This is a genomic window from Lysinibacillus composti, from assembly GCF_016908465.1.
In the GTDB taxonomy this organism is placed as follows: Bacteria; Bacillota; Bacilli; order Bacillales_A; family Planococcaceae; genus Ureibacillus; species Ureibacillus composti_A.
The window spans coordinates 96,404-116,025 of sequence record NZ_JAFBDY010000005.1 but is presented as its reverse complement, the minus strand read 5'-3'; the positions used below and the strand labels follow the sequence as shown (position 1 = coordinate 116,025).

General features: G+C 37.1%; 18 protein-coding genes. 2 read left to right on the top strand and 16 right to left on the bottom strand.

Features of this window, described 5'->3' with window-relative positions:
- From smc to JOD29_RS07730, 12 genes are all read right to left on the bottom strand, one after another.
- Complete coding sequence (gene smc, locus JOD29_RS07785; protein WP_124764039.1) at positions 1-3,558, bottom strand: chromosome segregation protein SMC; 3,558 nt, start codon at positions 3,556-3,558, stop codon at positions 1-3.
- Position 3,559: 1 nt separating this feature from the next.
- The gene (rnc, locus tag JOD29_RS07780; RefSeq protein ID WP_420844550.1) at positions 3,560-4,315 is read right to left on the bottom strand and encodes a ribonuclease III; all 756 of its coding nucleotides are present in this window, start codon (positions 4,313-4,315) and stop codon (positions 3,560-3,562) included.
- A 276-nt stretch (positions 4,316-4,591) separates the two neighbouring features.
- Entirely contained in the window at positions 4,592-4,831 is a 240-nt protein-coding gene (gene acpP / locus JOD29_RS07775; protein WP_124764041.1) for an acyl carrier protein, read from the bottom strand.
- Between the two features lie 101 nt (positions 4,832-4,932).
- Positions 4,933-5,679, bottom strand: coding sequence for a 3-oxoacyl-[acyl-carrier-protein] reductase (gene fabG / locus JOD29_RS07770; RefSeq protein WP_124764042.1), 747 nt, complete (start codon positions 5,677-5,679; stop codon positions 4,933-4,935).
- A gap of 1 nt (position 5,680) precedes the next feature.
- On the bottom strand, positions 5,681-6,622 hold the full coding sequence (gene fabD / locus JOD29_RS07765; protein WP_124764043.1) for an ACP S-malonyltransferase: 942 nt from the start codon (positions 6,620-6,622) through the stop codon (positions 5,681-5,683).
- 30 nt (positions 6,623-6,652) lie between these two features.
- Complete coding sequence (gene plsX / locus JOD29_RS07760) at positions 6,653-7,648, bottom strand: phosphate acyltransferase PlsX (RefSeq protein ID WP_124764044.1); 996 nt, start codon at positions 7,646-7,648, stop codon at positions 6,653-6,655.
- On the bottom strand, positions 7,632-8,222 hold the full coding sequence (gene fapR / locus JOD29_RS07755; RefSeq protein ID WP_124764045.1) for a transcription factor FapR: 591 nt from the start codon (positions 8,220-8,222) through the stop codon (positions 7,632-7,634). The genes plsX and fapR overlap by 17 nt, the downstream gene beginning before the upstream one ends.
- A 158-nt stretch (positions 8,223-8,380) precedes the next feature.
- Positions 8,381-10,429: an ATP-dependent DNA helicase RecG gene (gene recG, locus JOD29_RS07750; protein WP_239585620.1), complete on the bottom strand. Its 2,049-nt coding sequence runs from the start codon at positions 10,427-10,429 to the stop codon at positions 8,381-8,383.
- Entirely contained in the window at positions 10,422-11,315 is an 894-nt protein-coding gene (gene sdaAA / locus JOD29_RS07745) for an L-serine ammonia-lyase, iron-sulfur-dependent, subunit alpha (RefSeq protein WP_124764046.1), read from the bottom strand. Before sdaAA ends, recG begins: the two co-directional genes overlap by 8 nt.
- Positions 11,316-11,328: 13 nt before the next feature.
- Positions 11,329-11,991, bottom strand: a complete 663-nt coding sequence (gene sdaAB / locus JOD29_RS07740; RefSeq protein ID WP_124764047.1) for an L-serine ammonia-lyase, iron-sulfur-dependent subunit beta — start codon at positions 11,989-11,991, stop codon at positions 11,329-11,331.
- A gap of 376 nt (positions 11,992-12,367) precedes the next feature.
- Entirely contained in the window at positions 12,368-14,023 is a 1,656-nt protein-coding gene (locus JOD29_RS07735) for a DAK2 domain-containing protein (RefSeq protein ID WP_124764048.1), read from the bottom strand.
- Positions 14,024-14,041: 18 nt separating this feature from the next.
- Entirely contained in the window at positions 14,042-14,404 is a 363-nt protein-coding gene (locus JOD29_RS07730; RefSeq protein ID WP_124764049.1) for an Asp23/Gls24 family envelope stress response protein, read from the bottom strand.
- Positions 14,405-15,077: 673 nt separating this feature from the next.
- Here JOD29_RS07730 and rpmB point away from each other — a divergent pair.
- Both rpmB and JOD29_RS07720 read left to right on the top strand, forming a co-directional pair.
- Positions 15,078-15,266 (top strand): 50S ribosomal protein L28, encoded by a 189-nt coding sequence (gene rpmB / locus JOD29_RS07725; protein WP_124764050.1) that lies wholly within the window; start codon positions 15,078-15,080, stop codon positions 15,264-15,266.
- A gap of 469 nt (positions 15,267-15,735) precedes the next feature.
- Positions 15,736-16,584 (top strand): nuclease-related domain-containing protein, encoded by an 849-nt coding sequence (locus JOD29_RS07720; RefSeq protein WP_338088293.1) that lies wholly within the window; start codon positions 15,736-15,738, stop codon positions 16,582-16,584.
- 717 nt (positions 16,585-17,301) lie between these two features.
- Here the strand turns inward: JOD29_RS07720 and spoVM are convergent.
- From spoVM to rsgA, 4 genes are read right to left on the bottom strand one after another with little or no spacing between them, the layout of a single operon-like run.
- The gene (spoVM, locus tag JOD29_RS07715; RefSeq protein WP_124764052.1) at positions 17,302-17,403 is read right to left on the bottom strand and encodes a stage V sporulation protein SpoVM; all 102 of its coding nucleotides are present in this window, start codon (positions 17,401-17,403) and stop codon (positions 17,302-17,304) included.
- 15 nt (positions 17,404-17,418) lie between these two features.
- Positions 17,419-18,072, bottom strand: coding sequence for a thiamine diphosphokinase (locus tag JOD29_RS07710; RefSeq protein ID WP_124764053.1), 654 nt, complete (start codon positions 18,070-18,072; stop codon positions 17,419-17,421).
- Complete coding sequence (gene rpe, locus JOD29_RS07705) at positions 18,072-18,737, bottom strand: ribulose-phosphate 3-epimerase (RefSeq protein ID WP_124764054.1); 666 nt, start codon at positions 18,735-18,737, stop codon at positions 18,072-18,074. The genes JOD29_RS07710 and rpe overlap by 1 nt, the downstream gene beginning before the upstream one ends.
- Before the next feature lie 2 nt (positions 18,738-18,739).
- Positions 18,740-19,621, bottom strand: coding sequence for a ribosome small subunit-dependent GTPase A (gene rsgA, locus JOD29_RS07700; RefSeq protein ID WP_124764055.1), 882 nt, complete (start codon positions 19,619-19,621; stop codon positions 18,740-18,742).
- Position 19,622: the final 1 nt, after the last annotated feature.

Sequence of the window (19,622 nt, the reverse complement as noted above, 5' to 3'; positions counted from 1 at the left end):
TTACTGCAATACGGCTTCTTCTTCAAGTTTTACTGAAACAAGCTTAGACACACCGGATTCCTGCATAGTAATACCGTATAATACGTCTGCGCCTTCCATTGTTCCTTTACGATGGGTAATAACGATGAATTGAGTTTCACTACTTAATTTGTTTAGGTATGAACTATATCGCTCAACATTCGCTTCGTCTAGCGCTGCTTCTACTTCATCTAGAATAACAAATGGAACAGGACGCGTATTTAAAATCGCAAATAAAAGCGCAATGGCTGTTAATGCTCTTTCTCCACCAGATAACAAACTTAGGTTTTGAAGTTTTTTACCAGGTGGTTGTGCTACAATTTCAACACCAGTTTCCAAAAGATTTTCTGGATCAATTAAGATTAAATCAGCTTGTCCACCGCCAAAAAGTTCACGGAATACGTGTCTAAATTGTACACGAATGTTTGTGAAAGATTCTATAAAACGAGTCGTCATTTCTTCATCCATTTCTTTAATGGCTTCGTGTAATGTATCTTGGGCAGCTAGTAAATCATTACGCTGTTCCGTTAAGAATGTATGCCGCTCTAACACTCGATCATACTCATCAATGGCTGATAAATTGACTGGACCAAGCTCTTCAATTGATTGTTTGAGTAATTTTACTTTTCTTCGTATTTGATCAATATTTTCAATTTCTATAGCTTGTTCGACAGCTTCTTCATACTCCATTTCATACTGCTCTTCTAATTGTGTATGTAATCGATTAATTTCAAACTCAAAACGACTTCGTTTTACTTCGATAGCTCGTAGCGCATCTAAAAATCCTTTATGAATACGTTGCATTTCTTTTAATTGTTCTTCAAGTTCAGTCAATTTTTGATTTAACTCTAAACGCATTTGTCGATTTTTATAGATTTCATTCGTTAACTGTTCTTTTTTCTCAGTCCATGAACGTAGAGTTTCATCGATTTCTGAATCAGACGGTCCATTTGCACCATCATTTTGAAGCCACTGTATTTCTTGGGAAATAGTGTCGACTTGTTGCTTTGCTTTTGTGCGTTTTAATGCAAGGTCTGCTGTAGCAATTTGTAGTTGGCCTACTTGCTCTTGTAAAACAGCTAGTTCAGAACGTTTTTGTGCAGATTGTTCACGTAAAACGTCTTTTTCTGTCTCTCCTTGCAACTTTGCTTGTGATAGTTGTTCGACAGTCTCATTGATTTCTTGAAGTTCAACTTTTAACTGTTCCAAACGACTTAACGCTTCCTCTTTTTGAGTTTGTAAAGATACTTTACGAGATGAAGCTGTTGATTGCTCAGAAGTTGTTGCATTTACTGTATTTTTCAAACTTTTTTCTTGTACTTCAAGTTCAAGGAATTTAGAACGATATTCCATTTCGACTTTTCGCAAGTGTTCACCTTGAATTTTAGAATCTTCAAGTTGTTCACGGAGCTGTACAACCGTATTCTTCTCTGAATTTACAGATTTTTCCGCTTGCCCAATAGAAGCTTCCATTTGTTCTAATTTAATCGTTAACTGATCAAGCTCTGCTTTACGAGTAAATAGAGAGGATTGTTGCTTCGAAGCACCACCTGTTAGAGAACCTCCCGCGTTTACGATGTCTCCTTCAAGTGTTACAACACGATATCGGTACCCACAGCTTCTCGCTATTTCACTAGCCCCTTGCAAATTCTCAGCAACCAAAACATTTCCTAGTAAATTTTCTACAATTGTGCGATTAGATTCATCAAATTTTACTAGTTCATGAGCGAGACTAACAAAGGCAGGATGGTTTACCGCTGTCATAAATTGTGACTCTTGTAGCCTACGAGACTTCATGACAGTTTTAGGTAAAAATGTTGCTCGTCCAGCCCGTTTCAGTTTTAACCAACCGATAGCTTTTTGGGCATCCTGTTCTGTATTCGTTACAATATGTTGAGACGCAGCACCCAAAGCTGTTTCAATGGCTTGTGAGAATTTACCCTCTACCTGAATTAGTTCTGCAACTGCACCAACGATTCCATGAACTTCACCGCGATCACGTGCTAGGAGTACTTCTTTAACACCTTGGAAGAATCCGGAGAAATCTGATTCTAATTCAGCTAGTGTCTCTTTTCTCGCTTTTAATTGTTGATGGTGTTGATAAGCTTGGTATAAAAGCTTTTGTTTTTCATCAAACGAAGCAGTTGCAGCGGTTAATTTTTTTTGTACTTCATTAAATTGTTCAAGTTTTTCATTGACTTCGTTTTGAATGTTTTCTAATTGAATTTCTATTTCTGACTTTGCTGTTGAAACTTCTTCAAGTCTTTTCACCATTTCTGATGATCGATCTGACATACGTTCAGCAGTTTCTTCATGTTGCGTAAGCTGCTGTTCAATATGTTTCAATTCATTTTTAACTGTCGCTTCTTCATTTAGTAAATCTATATATTGATCTTTAAATTGATCAATTTCTTTTTCAATTTGAGAAACAGTTACATTTAAAGACAATTCTAATTGCTTAATGTCTGACTTTAATTTTTGAACTTCTTTTTGTTTTTCAGCAAATTGCAGTTTTTTCTCTTCTTCATCTTGCAACAGGTCTTTTTCTTCAGCTTTTGCATTTTGTAGAGAGAGCTTTAATTGCGCTAATTGATTTTCAGCATTTTGACGCTTCTCTTGCATTAACAATTTGCGGCCTTCCCAGCGCTCAGACTCAGAACTTGCCTCAACTAATTGTTCTTGAGCGGTATCAATCACCGCATCTAAAGATTTTAGTTTATGACGGATTTCATCAACTTGTGCTTCAAAACTTGAAATTTCATTTGCATGCTGTTGTTCAGATTGCTGTAGTTCTTGGTGTTCTTTGTTAATGGTTTGCAAATCCTGTCCGAAATTGATTAAATCCGATACGATTAACGAAATATCGGATTCTTTTAATTCAGCCGTCATCCGAACATAATCTTTTGCTGCTGAAGCTTGCATTTGTAGAGGTTCAAGACGACTATCCAGCTCATGTAAAATATCTAATACACGATGGAGGTTTTCATCAGTTTCTACTAATTTATGCTCTGCTTTTTTCTTTCTTAGTTTGTACTTAAGTACGCCAGCAGCTTCTTCGAAAATTGTTCGTCTGTCGTCAGGACGACTGTTTAAAATCTCATCAACACGACCTTGAGAGATGATGGAGAATGCTTCTTTTCCTAATCCAGAATCCATAAACAAGTCCGTAATATCCTTCAGGCGGCATTGCTTATTATTAAGCAAATATTCACTGTCACCTGAACGATACACACGTCTTGTCACACTAATTTCTGTAAAAGGTATTCCGATTTGTTCATCTTCATTATTTAAAATTAACGAAACTTCTGCAAAGTTTAAAGGTTTTCGGGAGTCACTCCCTGCAAAAATGACATCTTCCATTTTTGCTCCACGGAGTGACTTCGCTGATTGCTCCCCTAAAACCCAACGAATTGCATCGGTTACATTACTTTTCCCACTTCCATTTGGGCCAACTACAGCTGTTACACCCGGAACGAAATCAATACCAATTCGATCTGCAAACGATTTAAAGCCAATCACTTCAAGTCGTTTCAGGAACATGTTATTCCTCCTCTTGCATAGACTGATTTAACGTAACCATCGCATTTTGCGCAGCTTGTTGCTCAGCCTCTTTCTTCGATTTCCCCCTGCCGACACCTAATTCTTGATCATTTAATAGAACGCGTGAAACGAATGTACGATTATGTGCAGGACCTTTTTCATCAACAATTTCATAATGTAATAGCCCATTATTTGATTGTTGAATCATTTCTTGTAATTGACTCTTGAAATCCATCACATGCGAAAAAGCACCAACTTCTACTTTCGGGTAAACAACACGGTTTAAAAACGCAACAACTGTATCTAATCCTTGATCTAAATATAGTGCACCTACAAATGATTCAAAAACGTCTGCTAATAATGCTGGACGTTCTCTACCGCCAGTAAGTTCTTCACCTTTTCCTAAAAGAACAAACTTGCCAAAGCTTAATTCATTTGCAAATATCACTAGAGAAGGTTCACATACAATGGCTGCACGCAATTTCGTTAATTCGCCTTCACTCATATTTGGATATTTTTCAAATAAATATTTTGATACAGATAGTTCTAATACTGCATCACCTAAAAATTCTAAGCGTTCGTTATCCGTAAATAGTTTTCGACGATGCTCATTCACATACGATGAATGAGTAAATGCTTGGTATAAAAGATGTTTGTTTTGGAAGAAAATATTTAATTCCTTTTGTAAAACCTCAAATTGACTTTTTACTTTATCAGGCAATACACCTGAACGCTCTTTATTTCCTTTTTTTCTAATTGTCATGAACAATCTGCCTTCCTCATAGTTTCTAACGATAGTTTACAATGTAACATAATTCTTGTATAGATAATCAAGCAAATTTTGGTTATTTTTACATGATAAAAAAGCATTACAAAAAGCAAAATTGGTAAGTTCCATCGTTATATCTTTGGTCAATTGTATAAAAACCTATATCCCCTATCATTTCCAATTATTATAGGTACTAAGCGGAATAACGCAAAAAGATAAAGAGGCACTGATTTTGCAAAAATACAAAATGTGCCTCCAATTAAATTATGCGTTAACTTTGGCTTCGATATAGCTGATTGCATCACCAACAGTTGCAATTTTTTCTGCATCTTCGTCAGAGATTTCCATATCAAACTCATCTTCAAGTTCCATTACTAATTCAACAACGTCTAATGAATCAGCACCTAAATCTTCACGGAATGAAGCTTCTGGTTTTACTTCGCTTTCGTCAACACCTAAACGGTCAACGACAACTTTTGTTACGCGTTCTAATACTGCAGACATACAGTCACCTCCCCTCAAGTGGATTTGAAATATAGTAAATTTTATTCCATAACATGATTTGGTTGGAAAAGTATTCGGGCGTTTTCTTCAGTAGCTTAAGGCTACATGACCATTCCGCCATCAATGTGCAATACTTGTCCTGTCATATAACTAGAGTCTTCAGAAGCTAAAAATACAACTGCTTTAGCGATGTGCTCTGGATGACCTAGTTGTGCAAGCGGAATTTGAGCTAACATAGCAGCTTTAATATCTTCCGGTAGAGCATCTGTCATTTCTGTTTCAATAAACCCTGGAGCAATAGCATTGACTAAAATATTGCGAGAAGCTAATTCTCTAGCAGTTGTTTTTGTTAAACCAATAACTCCTGCTTTAGCAGCAACATAGTTTGCTTGTCCAGCATTACCCATTACACCTACGATAGAAGAGATATTAATAATACGACCAGCGCGTTGTTTCATCATTTGACGAGTGACTGCCTTTGTACAAAGGAATACGCCTTTTAAGTTCGTGCTAATAACATCGTCCCACTCATCTTCTTTCATTCGCATAATTAAATTATCGCGAGTGATCCCAGCATTATTAATTAATACATCAATGGAACCAAAAGCTTCAAGAGCTTGGCTCATTAAATTTTGTACTGATTCATTATCCGATACATTTGCTTTTACTGCAATAGCATTTCTACCGATATTTTTAATTTCTTCTACAACTTGCAGCGCCTTATCTTCACTACCGCTATAGTTAACAACAACATTTGCACCTTCTTTGGCAAGTTGCAAAGCAATAGCACGTCCGATTCCACGTGATGCGCCAGTAACAACAGCTGTTTTACCTTCTAGTTTACCCAATCTATTCACCTCTCACTGCTTCAATTACTTCTTTTAATGAAGCTTCATCATATACACAATATGTTTTTACAGAACGATCTATTTTCTTCACAAGACCAGAAAGAACTTTTCCAGGACCACATTCAATAAATGTTGTCACACCTAGTTCAATCATTTTACGAACATCATCTTCCCATAGAACTGGGCTAAATACTTGTTCTACCATCTCGTTTTTAATTGTATCTGCATCTTGCAGGATGTCTGCATGAACGTTACTGATGACTGGTATTTTTGGAGCAGTAATTTCAATTGATTCAATTTCTTCTTTTAATTTTACTGCAGCTTCACGCATTAGTTCAGAGTGGAATGGTCCACTAACAACTAACGGAATTGCACGTTTTGCTCCTGCTTCTTTTGCGGCAACACAAGCTTGCTCAACACCAGCTTTTGTTCCTGAAATAACGATTTGACCAGGGCAGTTTAAGTTTGCTAGTTGGACAACTTCACCTTCAGCAGATACTTTTTCACAAACTTCACGTAATGGTCCTGCTTCCATACCTAAAATAGCTGCCATTGCGCCTTGGCCTGCTGGTACTGCATCATTCATAAATAATCCGCGTTTATGAACAACTCTTACAGCATCTTCGAAAGATAGAACACCTGACGTTACAAATGCACTGTATTCACCTAATGAATGACCAGCTGTATAATCTGGCTCTATTCCAGCTTCTTGTAAGGCGTGAGCTACCATAACACCCGTTGTTAATAACGCAGGTTGTGCGTGGTATGTTAACGTTAACTCTTCAATTGGTCCTTCAATCATTAATTTAGATAATGAGAAACCTAGAGCACTGTCTGCTTGGTCATAGAAAGATTTACTTGTTTCGTTAACTGCAATTAATTCTGCACCCATTCCTACTGATTGTGAACCTTGACCTGGAAAAATAAATGCTATTTTTGACATAATGTATCCCCTTTACAAATGATGATCCGTTTACTTGCTTTGGCTGTCAGCGATCGTTGTTGTCATAATTTTTGTCACATCATGTTCGACCATAATTGATGCCTGACGAATAGCGTTATAAATAGCTCGAGCATTTGATGAGCCATGCGCTTTCACAACTGGTGCTTGTAAACCAAATAAAGCTGCACCACCGTGCTCAGAGTAATCAAGTTTAGTTTTTAACCCTTTTAATTCACTTTTCACTAGTAAAGCACCGATTTTTGTCTTACCAGAAGCCATAAACACTTCTTTAAGCATAGACATCATTGCGCCTGCTGTTCCTTCTATTGATTTCAAGACCATATTCCCAGTGAAACCATCTGTTACTACAACATCTGCAACATTTTGTAAAAGATCACGAGCTTCAACATTACCAACGAAATTCAAATTAGAATCTGATAATAATTGATATACGCTCTTTGTTAGCTCATTTCCTTTTTTTTCTTCTGTTCCAATGTTTAATAATCCAATACGAGGATTGTCTATTCCACGAACTTTTTTCGCGTAAATATCACCCATGATGGCATATTGCAATAAGTTTTCCGGTTTTGCTTCTGAATTTGCCCCTAAATCAAGCATAAGAAAACCTTTGCCATCTATTGTTGGCAAAGTAGTTGATAAGGCTGGACGGAACACGCCTTCAATTCTGCCTACTTTAAATAATCCACCTGCCATCAGTGCACCTGTATTCCCAGCAGATAAACAAGCATTTGCTCTACCTTCCGAAACCGCTTCAAGCATGCGTGTCATAGAAGAGTCTTTTTTACGACGAACAGCACGTGCAGGATCGTCTTCTCCTTCTACCACTTCTTCACAATGTACAATCTCAAGTCGCTCATGACTTGAAGGAATATATTTTTTTAATTCTTGTTCTTTTCCATATAATTGGATTTCTACATTAGGAAAATCATTTAAAGCAAGTAATACACCTTCAACAACCGATTGTGGCGCATGATCTCCACCCATACCATCAATTGCTAGTTTCATTTTCTTCACCTACACCTTTCGTGCGATACATCTCAAATTCACCTTTAAAAACGGTGCTATTATTTACGGTTGATACGACATCTATATATGTTCTATTTTTTTCATTATGTTGTCCACGTACCAACGCTTTCGTGACCACACGATCTCCTAATTTAACAGGTTTTAAAAATACAACATTTGATTTTACAGTTAATGCAAGTTCATCATTAATAACAGCAACTGCTAATGAATTTGCTTGTGCAAACAAATGATGTCCGCGTGCAATACCATTCCGCTGAAAAACATGTTCTGTCCTCACATCGAAAATTGAAATTGCTCTTTGATCAAGTTCAATATCTATAATCTCACCAATGACTTCATCTAATGGTAAGGATTTTACTTCGTTTTCATAATTTCTTGAAGCTACGTCTTTTATACGCTCACGCAACTCAGGAATTGAAAGTTCCATGCGATCGAGACGAATTGTTTGGACACTTACTCCAAACTGCGAAGCTAACTGTTCATCCGTTACGAAAGGATTTTGTTCAATCGTATCGCAAAGCAGTTGTTGACGTTCTTTTTTAGTACGCTTCATATTCATCCGTCACCCACTTTCCACTGTATTTAGCACTTGGTACTAATACTAGTATACAATTACAAAAAAAAGAACGCAACAATATCTAATAGAAACTTGTTACGTTCTTCGATTAATTTGTTAGATTTAATAGATTCTACCAATAGATCAAAAATAGCTTAGTCAATACGCTCGCCATTTAAAACACCTGATTCTTCGAGCATTTCTCGTAAACTCTTATATTCATCGTTTTCCCAAAAGGCATCATCATAAATGATTTTTGCAGCATCTTGACGCGCTACATCTAATGTTCGGTAATCATGGACTAAATCTGCCATTTTAAACTCAGGTAACCCACTTTGTTTTTTCCCAAAGAAGTCTCCTGGTCCACGTAATTCTAAATCTTTTTCAGCTAAACGGAAGCCATCATTCGTCTCTGTCATTGACATCATTCTTTCTTTACCTTCATCCGTTTTAGGATTTGCTAATAGGACGCACATCGACTGGAATTCACCACGTCCAACACGCCCCCGTAGCTGATGTAGCTGAGAGAGACCAAATCGATCGGCATCGTAAATTAACATAAATGATGCATTCGGTACGTTTACCCCTACCTCAACAACAGTTGTTGACACAAGGACATCAATTTTACCTTCTGTAAATGCTCGCATTACATCATCTTTTTCATCAGGATGTAAGCGACCATGCATTAACCCAATTTTATAGCGACCTTTAAAAATTGAAGTTAGTTGTTCATATACTTCTACCGCATTTTGTACATCAAGTTTTTCTGACTCCTCAATTAAAGGACAAATTACATAAGCTTGTCTTCCAGCACTTAGCTCCTTATCCATTTGTGAGAAAACAGAATTCAATTGCTCTTTTTTCAACCAATGCGTCTTAATTTCTTTTCGTCCTGCAGGAAGCTCATTAATAACGGAGACATCCATTTCTCCAAATGCTGTAATGGCTAACGTTCTTGGAATAGGTGTAGCCGTCATAAATAATACATCTGGATTTTCACCTTTATCTCTCAAGATTCTTCTTTGCTCAACCCCAAAACGGTGCTGTTCATCCGTTATTACGAATCCTAATTTTTTGAAAATGACATCTGGTTGAATTAATGCATGTGTACCAATTAAAATATCAATTTCACCATTATGTAACTGTTCTAAAATCATTTTTCTATCTTTTGTTTTCGTAGATCCAGACAGTAATGAAACTTTTACCCCAATCGGATCAAACCACGCAGATAGAGACTGGGCATGTTGTTCAGCTAGAATCTCAGTTGGTGCCATTAACGCCCCTTGATACCCAGCTGTAACTGCAGCATAAAGACCAATTGCTGCGACAATCGTTTTCCCTGACCCTACATCCCCTTGAAGCAATCGGTTCATACGACTAGGTTCTTTTAAATCTTTACAAATTTCATTGACCACTCGTTTTTGAGCATTTGTCAGTTCAAATGGAATCGTATTGATAAAGGCGCGAATCTTTTGTAAATCATATTGAATGGCAATTCCCTTTTCAGTTTCCTTTCGCGCTTTACGTAGCGCCTGGATTCTTAATTGGAATTGTAAAAGTTCTTCATATACAAAACGTCTTCTTGCTTGTTTCGCATGATTGGCGTCTTTAGGGAAATGTACACCTTCCAATGCTTCCGTTAGGGGAAGGAGCTTATATTCCTCAAGGAGATGTAATGGGAGAGTTTCCATCGTCTCTTCTCCCATCACATCTAGTGCTTGGCGTATATATTTACGAAATTTATTTTGATGAATATTCCCTTTTAAACTGTAAACCGGTTCAAAATCTGTATCATCTGTTTTTGGTCCAAATTTAATGGATGACCCATTAATTACTTGTCTTCCACGGTCCCATTTCCCCGTTACTGTTACGATCGTTCCAGGGGTTAATTTTGTCCGTAAATAATTTTGATTAAAGAAGACAACCTTGACTAAATGACGACCAGCCAAAACCGTTACTTGCAGGCGAGATTTGTTTTTACCTAGAAACAACACATTCGGCATACTTTCTACTCGTGCCTCTATAGTTACCCGTTCATTATGAGGTGTTTCAGCTAAGTCCTTTAATCGAAAATCCTCATGACGATATGGAAATGTCCATACTAAATCATGGATTGTAAAAATCCCTAATTCAGCTAAATGTTCGGCTGTTTCTTTCCCAATCCCCTTTAAGGTTGTAATCGGTTCAATTCCTATGTTACTCAACTGTTACTGCACTTCCAAAAATTTTCGCAGCAATCGCTTTACCAGTAGGTGTTGCAGCTAGTCCTCCGCGAGCTGTTTCTTTCAAGTTCGGGCTCATAGATTGACCAATTCTAAACATCGCACCAATTACTTCATCACAAGGGATTCGACTTGTTACACCTGCAAGTGCCATATCTGCTGCTACTAATGAATTTGCTGCTCCCATTGCATTTCGTTTTACACACGGCACTTCAACTAAACCTGCAACTGGGTCACATACTAGGCCTAACATGTTCTTTAATGTAATCGCAAATGCTTCAGCTGTTTGTGCTGGCGTACCACCTGCCATTTCGACAATCGCAGCTGCTGCCATACCTGCTGCTGAACCTACTTCTGCTTGACAACCACCAGCTGCCCCTGAAATAAAAGCATTGTTAGCAACAACAAATCCATATGCGCCGGATGTAAATAAAAAGCGAATCATTTGCTCGCGTGTTGGGTTTAATTTGTTCTTCACGGCAAATAAAGTCCCTGGAACGACTCCAGCTGACCCGGCTGTAGGTGTTGCACAAATTGTACCCATTGCAGCATTTACTTCATTTGTTGCAACCGCTTTACTTACAGCATCTAATAAAAGATCACCGGAAAGGGAATTTCCTTTAGCAATATAATTTTGAATTAAAACTGCATCTCCACCAGTTAATCCAGTTACAGACTGAACGCCTTTTAATCCTCTTTCAACTGCTTCTTCCATAACCGTTAAATTTCTATCCATTTGTTCAAAAATTTCTTTTCTTGATCGACCACTCATATTCATTTCTTGCTCGATCATAATTTCAGAGATGAGCTTATTCTCTTTTTCCGCAAGGTCTACTAATTCCCTAACATTATGAAATAAAACGTCCATTATTGCTCACTCCTTAATTATTAATTTTCGATACTTTCGTAACGTTTGGTATGAGAGAGATTTGTTGCATGATTTTATCTTCTATATTTTGGTCAACTTCAATGACCATTAATGCTGTTTGACCACGCTCAATTCGAGATACTTCCATATGGCCGATATTAACGCTGTGCATTGCAAGGCAGTTTGCAACGTTTGCAATACATCCTGCACGGTCATCATGAACAACTAGAAGTGCTGGCATACCACCAGTTAAACGGAGCTTGAATCCATTGACTTCACTAATTTCAATTTTTCCCCCACCAATGGAAATTCCTTCTACAGACATTTCACCATTTTCATCGCCCATAACAATTCGAGCTGTATTCGGATGTTCTTTATTAGCTGTTTCAGGAATGATTTCAAACTCGAAATTTTCCTTCTTTGCATAGTCAAATGAAGTTTTAATTCGTTCATCAAACGTATCAAAATCAAGTAAACCACCAACGATGGCTACATCCGTCCCATGCCCTTGATAGGTTTCTGCAAACGAACCGAATAAGTGGATTTTTGCCCATTTCGGCTGTCGTCCAAATAAATCTCTCGCAACCCGACCAATTCTTGCCGCACCTGCTGTATGAGAAGAAGATGGACCAATCATTACCGGACCGATAATGTCAAAAACAGAAGTAAATTTCACGTAAATCCCTCCTTAAAAATGAACTTACTAAATTCTAAAAAGTTTAATATTGTATGTCTAGTTTAGCACGAACAATCTTCGTTAATCAAAATAATATATTTCCAGTTCAATAGAAAAAGCGAAGAACGCTAGCGTCTATGAAAGCGCCACACGCGCAAGCTTTGCAGACTTGACTCAACAAGCGCTCACCCCAACTACCGGCCTGATAAAAGCATCACATCGCATGACAGTGTCAGCACTAATTGACCAAGCGATTCAGAGGCCTCAGAGAAGAAAGCTTATATGCGTAGAGGTAGTTAAAGTGTCCCAAATAGCAGCTTGCGACATTCGACAACTCAAATTAAAAAGGCGACCACTTGAGGCCACCTAATTATTGTTATTCAATTGAGAAGATAAACGGATATAACGTTTGCTTACCGTCTACAATTTCAACTTCTACATCTGCATTCAGTTCTTCTGCAAATGCAGCTAGTTCATTCGCTTGTTGTTCTGTAGCACCTTCACCGTAAAGAATAGTAATGATTTCAGCATCTTCATCGATCAATTCAGATAGAACTTTTTGTGACGCTTTCATTAAGTCAGGAGTCGACAAGATAATCTTTCCTTCTGATAATGCCATGAAATCGTCTTTATGAATTTCTACACCGTCAATTGACGTATCACGAACAGCGTAAGTGACTTGGCCTGTTTTAACATGTGCATAGGCTTCTGTCATCCCTTGTTTATTGTCTTCAACTGTTGCTTCTGGATTGAAGGATAAAATAGCTGCCATCCCTTGAGGAATTGTTTTTGTTGGTACAACAGCAGCCTCAATATCTAATAATTCTACAGCTTGTTCTGCAGCCATCACGATATTTTTATTGTTCGGTAAAATTAGTACTTTTTCTGCACCAATTTCTTTTACGGCTTTAACGATATCTTCAGTTGAAGGATTCATCGTTTGACCGCCTTCAATAACATAAGAAGCACCGATACTACGAAGTAAATTTGCGATTCCTTCACCCATTGCTACCGTTACGACTGCATAAGGATGTTTTTCCTTTTTCAACGGCGCTGAAGGTTGCTCAGCCTGCCCTTCCTCATTTACTATAGCCGAGTGCTGTTCACGCATATTATCTACTTTAATTTTAATTAAACTTCCGTATTTTTGACCTGCATTGAGTACCGCTCCAGGATTTTCTGTGTGGATATGTACTTTTGCAATTTCATCATCGGAAACGACAAGCAAGGAATCACCCATCACATTTAGTTCTTCACGGAAATCATTTTCAACAAACGGTTCTTTGTCTTCTTCCAAACGAACCATGATTTCAGTACAATATCCAAAAACAATGTCCTCTGTGCTCATAAAATCTTGGGCACGATGGTGTTCCGCATTAATTAGTTCATCAATATTTGTAGCGCTTTTTTGTGGAAGCGCTTCACCTCTTAGACAAGCAAGAAAGCCTTCATATACAAATACAAGCCCTTGCCCACCACTATCTACAACACCAACTTCTTTTAGAACTGGCAGTAAATCAGGTGTACGATTTAAGGAATTTTTCGCTTCTTCCACAATTGCTTCCATTACTTTAATGATGTCCGTTTCATGATCTGCTACTTCGACTGCTTTTGCTGCCGCTTCACGAGCAACTGTCAAAATTGTTCCTTCAACAGGTTTCATCACAGCTTTATACGCCGTATCAACACCAGCTTGGAACGCATCTGCAAATTGCTTCGCTTCAATCGTCGCATCCTTTTCTAGTGCTTTACCGAATCCACGGAATAGTTGGGATAAAATAACCCCAGAGTTCCCGCGGGCCCCCATTAACAATCCCTTTGATAAGCTTTGAGCTGTTTTACCAATATGCTCTCCTGCATTAATTTCTGTTTCTTTTGCACCCGAAGACATGGATAAATTCATATTTGTACCCGTGTCTCCATCTGGAACTGGAAAGACATTTAATGAATCAACATAATTTGCATTTTGAGACAGGTTATGCGCCCCCATCTTAACCATTTCTGCAAACTTAATTCCGTCTAGTGACTTCATCAGTTTCAAATCCTCCTCTTACACATTCATTACGCGAACACCTTGAACAAATATGTTCACCGATTTAACGCTCATTCCTAATGTTTTATTTACTGTATATTTTACTTTTGATTGAACTTGATAAGCCACTTCTGAAATTTTCGTACCATAGCTAACTATAATATACATATCGATATGAAGGTCTTCTCCGTCTTGACGGATAATTACACCTTTTGTGAAATTTTCTTTTCGTAAAATATCTGTTAAACCATCGCGAATTTGATGTCTTGATGCCATGCCTACAATACCGTAACATTCAATTGCTGCTCCACCTGCAATTTGTGCAATTACATCATTTGAAATATCAATTTGACCGAAATCGTTTTTAATTTCTACTGACATGACTTTGCCCCCTTGGCTCACTTTTTGCTACAGTCTATTGTACTACACAAAAGATGATTATAAAAGAAATCCATAGCCCTCGTCTACCTAATATACATGAATTTGTAAAAACCGCAAAAAATAATCCTAAAATAACAATATTTTAGTAACATTATTCATATACATGCAACTAGAATGATGGTTCGTGATGGATTTCGTTTCAACTTGTTATTATTTTAAGATACAATAGAAAGTGGATCACTCATAGCTAAATAATTCTCCCTCAGATTGAAATAATCCTATTTCAGGCTGTCATAAATTTGAATTTTTAGTTTGACCTAAAAAAATCATTCCTCTGTATCGATACGCTAGTTTTAAAAAGGATGGGTTTTACTCTTAAATCGTCGCCATCTTTCAGTCAGTAAATGATTTGTCAGTCACGCGAATCTTGACGGGAGATATACTTTGAAAGTTACCCTATGGTTGCTCCAACTATACTACAATAGCCATCTGAACTACCTGTTGTGCAGTTAAATGCGTAAGTCATAAAGTATTTTTAGTGTAAAGGTTTTTTTCTTGAAAGCATCAGCGAAAACTATTGCATAGAATGTAGGTCTGTGGTAAATTATTATGGTATGTGAAATAACGAACTGAAAAAACAGCTTTCAGATTCATCTGTAAGGAGGGAATATACATGGCAAAACAATGTGTTATTACTGGACGTAAAACTCGCACAGGTAACAACCGTTCACACGCTATGAACGCTAACAAACGTACTTGGGGCGCTAACTTACAAAAAGTTCGTATCTTAGTTAACGGCAAACCAAAGCGTGTATGGGTTTCTGCTCGTGCTCTTAAATCAGGTAAAGTAGAACGCGTATAATAAATATGCTTCTAACATAAACATCAATTTTTACTTTTAGTAAAAGTTGATGTTTTTTTGTGCATTTTTCCTAATTAAGGCCTCTTGGATTAAATTTGAATTTCGTTTATCAATTGATCCAATATAATTAGGGTTGTGAGAAATTTGAAATTTTTTATTACGCAATATGGCCTCAGCTAAATTGCTTGTAAACAACTAATATATTTTTAACAATCTATCCAACAAATTCTTGCTAAAATAGAATTGAAGTTTCAAACAATATTAGGGAAGGATACGAAAAATGATTTTAAAACCTCGAACTGAATCCATTAAATGTCACAAAATATAATGGATTTTCTGATAGCATTCACTTAACTTATTAATCAATAGAAATAAAGTTTCAAAATAATTAGAAAGGATATGCATTATGCTTTTAAAACCTCGAACTGAATCCACCGAGTTACAAATCATGAGCTCATTATACACTCGTATGACTTTGTCCGATAAAGATCAGAAACACTTTTTCAATCTTCAAAAAGGCTTTGAAGGAGAAGTGATGTTTGATCGGCTGACTGAAAAGCTACAGTGTGAGTGCTTGATATTAAACGATTTACTCCTCAAAACAAATAACACCATATTCCAACTCGACACACTTATCCTGCTTCCGGATACTCTTTACCTTTTTGAAGTGAAAAATTTTGAGGGTGATTATTTTTATGAATCTGATCAAATTTACAGTAAGGCTCGGTCAGAAATTACGAATCCACTTTTACAGTTAAGTAGAAGCGAGTCTTTGCTCCGTCAATTACTCACTAGTCTACGTTTTAAACTCCCGATAGTTTCCTCTGTTGTTTTCATAAATCCCGGTTTTACCCTCTACCAAGCACCGATAGACAAGCCATTTATTTTTCCGACTCAAATTAATCGTTATTTAAAGAAATTAGATAGCTATCCTTTAAAATTAAATGAACAGCATAGAAAACTGGCCGACCAACTAATTTCTCTTCATTTACCGACATCTCCCTTTACACAAGTACCTTCATATAACTTCGACCAATTGAAAAAAGGAATCATTTGCGCTGCATGCAGGTCATTTTCTATTGACTTTTTCGGGAAGAATTGCATTTGTAAAGTGTGCGAACATAAGGAAACAGTTGGTGATGCTGTTATGCGGAGTGTTAGGGAATTTCAGCTCTTGTTCCCAGATGAGAAAATAACGACGAATGTTATTTATGAGTGGTGTGGGGGTGTTGGGTCAAAGAGGATAATAAGGAAAATTTTAAAAGAAAATTTTACAATAGTAGGGGTTCATCAGTGGGCGTATTTCATAGATAACTAGGAACAACCTGTATTCATATAGGATTAATAATAGGATCTTTTATGATGCTTATTCGTTCTCGTTATGGTCTTCATTGACCGGATGAAGACCTTCTTTCATGTTCTTTTTTCTCCTTTTGGTCTTCATCGATTGGATGAAGACCTTTATTCGTATTCAGAGATCCCATTTCGGTCTTCATCAACTGAATGAAGAACTTTTTTCATATTCGGTGATCCTATTTTGGTCTTCATCGACTGGATGAAGACCTTTTATCGTATTCGGAGATCCTATTTTGGTCTTCATCGACTGGATGAAGACCTTTTATCATGTTCGGTTTTCTCCTTTTGGTCTTCATCGACTGGATGAAGACCTTTTATCGTATTCGGAGATCCTATTTTGGTCTTCATTGACTGGATGAAGACCTTTTTTCGTATTCGGAGATCCTATTTTGGTCTTCATTGACCGGATGAAGACCTTTTTTCATGTTCTGTTTTCTCCTTTTGGTCTTCATCAGCCAGATGTAGAGAACCCAACCATTTTTATAGTAGATTCCACTCTATATCATTATGCTCTTGTGTAAAACTAGTCACTTCATTACATACTCTAATACTATCTTCAAGTACTCACTCTTTACTTCCCCAAACAAAAAAGCTACTAGTAAATAACTAGTAGCTCCGCTCGATTAGGTGTAATCGGCGTTGTTCTTACAAGAATAAGTTAGTATAAGTTCACGAAGGATTAATCTGAACCTTTTTTCTTTTTGTTACCTTTAAACAACTTAATGCAACTACGCGTAAAACTACTCACAAACTTCGGCAATTGAAATGTATAAACTCTCAACTACGGACCTCCTTATTAGTCACTGCTTCTTATCATTAAACATATGCCTGAGGAAAAGGAGATATAACCAAGCTCTAAAATCAGTTCATTACTAGTAAAACGAGATGTTCCTAGTTCAATTACCTCGTTTGTTGTTTCGTATTTTACACCACGTAAGGTGACGTCTAGAACATCCTTTTCATATGCGAAAAATGAAAGGTATTTATACTTTTCATCTCGTAATATCCTATGTTTGCCAGGAAAGAATATGCATATTTCATTTTGAGCGTTAATAATTTTCATTTGTATCTCTTTATGGTTTGATTGCAAACGATAGATTGAACGAATGGCTGCTTCAAAATGATCAAGTCGTCCTCCGGTAACCCCTGTTATGTAGATTTGTGTTGGTTGATAGTGCAATGCCTTTAATAGAGCCAAGTCCGTATCCGTCTCATCTTTTTCTGCTTTAACTCTTTCTATTTTCATGCCTTTTTCGGAAACAAATGCCCATTCTTCATCTGTTAAGGAATCAAAATCTCCAACAATTTCTGTTGGCACGATTCCCTCTTGTAACAAATATAATGATCCTCGATCTGCTCCTATAAACACAACATCTTCTTGTAATTTAAATGTGTCAAAGGAGCATAACTCATGTTTCGGACCACCTGAACAAATTACAACTGTCGTCATTAGGCTAGTGCAGCCTCTCCTGCAGCTTTAATTCGTTGTAGGGCATTTGCACGATCAGCTTGATTATAAATGGCTGATCCTGCGACAAAAATCGTCGCACCGGCTTTTGCACAAGGAACAATTGTCTCTTCGTTAATGCCACCATCAATTTCAATATCAATGTTTAAACCGCGCTCTTTAATGATATTAGAAAGTGCTTCTACCTTTGGAACTACAGATGAAATGAATTTTTGGCCCCCAAAGCCTGGGTTTACTGTCATAAATAATACTAAATCTACATCCTCTAAAATATGTTGGATGGATTCAATTGGTGTATGTGGATTTAAAACTACCCCTGGTTTTACACCAAACGAGCGAATTAATTGAATTGTACGATGTAAATGTCTACATGCCTCCACATGAACCGTAATATAATCTGCTCCTGCTTTGGCAAATTGTTCAATATAAGCATCTGGATTTTCAATCATTAAATGAACATCTAGTGGTAAAGTTGTAATTGGGCGTAAAGCCTCTACGACTATTGGACCCATCGTAATATTTGGTACGAAATGTCCGTCCATTACGTCAATGTGAATTAGTTCAGCTCCTGCTGCTTCAACTTCTTTCACTTCTTCCCCTAATTTAGCAAAATTTGCTGATAGGATAGATGGTGCAATTTTAATCATGATTAGTACCTCGGCTTTCGATCGATAATTTCTTGTAAAATTTGATGATAATGCTCGAAACGATAAGAACGAATTTCGCCTGACTCTACCGCTTCTTTTACTGCACATTTTGGCTCTTTCAAATGTAAGCACCCTCTGAATTTACAGCTTTCACTGATTCTAGCTAATTCGGGGAAACAAGCAGTTAATTCTTCTTTTTCTATTGTATCAAAATCAAACGAGCTAAATCCTGGTGTATCAGCTAGTAAACCGCCCGCTACTTCAATTAGCTCAACATGACGTGTTGTATGCTTTCCTCGGCCAAGACTTTGAGAAATATCGTTTGTTTTTAGATTTAAATCTGGAATTAATGTATTTAACAAAGTAGATTTTCCAACACCTGATTGTCCAGCAAGCACAGTCGTTTTTTCTTCTAATACTGGCTGAAGTTGTTCAATCAATGACACATCATTTTTAAACGTTTCAATTACCTTATATCCTATTTGTCGATAATCATCGATATAGGTTTGAAGCTTTTCACGGTCTTCACCGTTCAATAAATCTGTTTTTGTTAAACAAATAATTGGATTTACTTGAAAAGATTCCAAAACGACTAAAAATCGGTCTAATAATATGGTATTAAAATCAGGCTCTTTTACAGAAAAAACTAATAGCGCTTGATCGATATTAGCAATCGGAGGTCGAACAAGCTCATTTTTTCTTGGATGAATTTTCATCACATAGCCATCCGATTCGCCTTCTTTTGTGTAATCGACAAAGTCGCCTACAAGAGGTGCTTCCCCTCGATTGCGGAAAACACCTCGTCCTCGACATTGAATTAATTGACCTTCTTGATAAACATAGTAATAACCACTAAGTGCTTTACGAATTTGGCCCTGAGCCATT

What these genes read in the sequence shown, in the direction of transcription:
- smc (WP_124764039.1), bottom strand. Translation starts at nt 3,558, where the DNA reads ATGTTCCTGAAACGACTTGAAGTGATTGGCTTTAAATCGTTTGCAGAT.
- acpP (WP_124764041.1), bottom strand. Translation starts at nt 4,831, where the DNA reads ATGTCTGCAGTATTAGAACGCGTAACAAAAGTTGTCGTTGACCGTTTA.
- fabD (WP_124764043.1), bottom strand. Translation starts at nt 6,622, where the DNA reads ATGTCAAAAATAGCATTTATTTTTCCAGGTCAAGGTTCACAATCAGTA.
- plsX (WP_124764044.1), bottom strand. Translation starts at nt 7,648, where the DNA reads ATGAAACTAGCAATTGATGGTATGGGTGGAGATCATGCGCCACAATCG.
- fapR (WP_124764045.1), bottom strand. Translation starts at nt 8,222, where the DNA reads ATGAAGCGTACTAAAAAAGAACGTCAACAACTGCTTTGCGATACGATT.
- sdaAA (WP_124764046.1), bottom strand. Translation starts at nt 11,315, where the DNA reads ATGGACGTTTTATTTCATAATGTTAGGGAATTAGTAGACCTTGCGGAA.
- JOD29_RS07735 (WP_124764048.1), bottom strand. Translation starts at nt 14,023, where the DNA reads ATGAAGTCACTAGACGGAATTAAGTTTGCAGAAATGGTTAAGATGGGG.
- JOD29_RS07730 (WP_124764049.1), bottom strand. Translation starts at nt 14,404, where the DNA reads ATGTCAGTAGAAATTAAAAACGATTTCGGTCAAATTGATATTTCAAAT.
- rpmB (WP_124764050.1), top strand. Translation starts at nt 15,078, where the DNA reads ATGGCAAAACAATGTGTTATTACTGGACGTAAAACTCGCACAGGTAAC.
- JOD29_RS07720 (WP_338088293.1), top strand. Translation starts at nt 15,736, where the DNA reads ATGACTTTGTCCGATAAAGATCAGAAACACTTTTTCAATCTTCAAAAA.
- JOD29_RS07710 (WP_124764053.1), bottom strand. Translation starts at nt 18,072, where the DNA reads ATGACGACAGTTGTAATTTGTTCAGGTGGTCCGAAACATGAGTTATGC.
- rpe (WP_124764054.1), bottom strand. Translation starts at nt 18,737, where the DNA reads ATGATTAAAATTGCACCATCTATCCTATCAGCAAATTTTGCTAAATTA.
- rsgA (WP_124764055.1), bottom strand. Translation starts at nt 19,621, where the DNA reads ATGGCTCAGGGCCAAATTCGTAAAGCACTTAGTGGTTATTACTATGTT.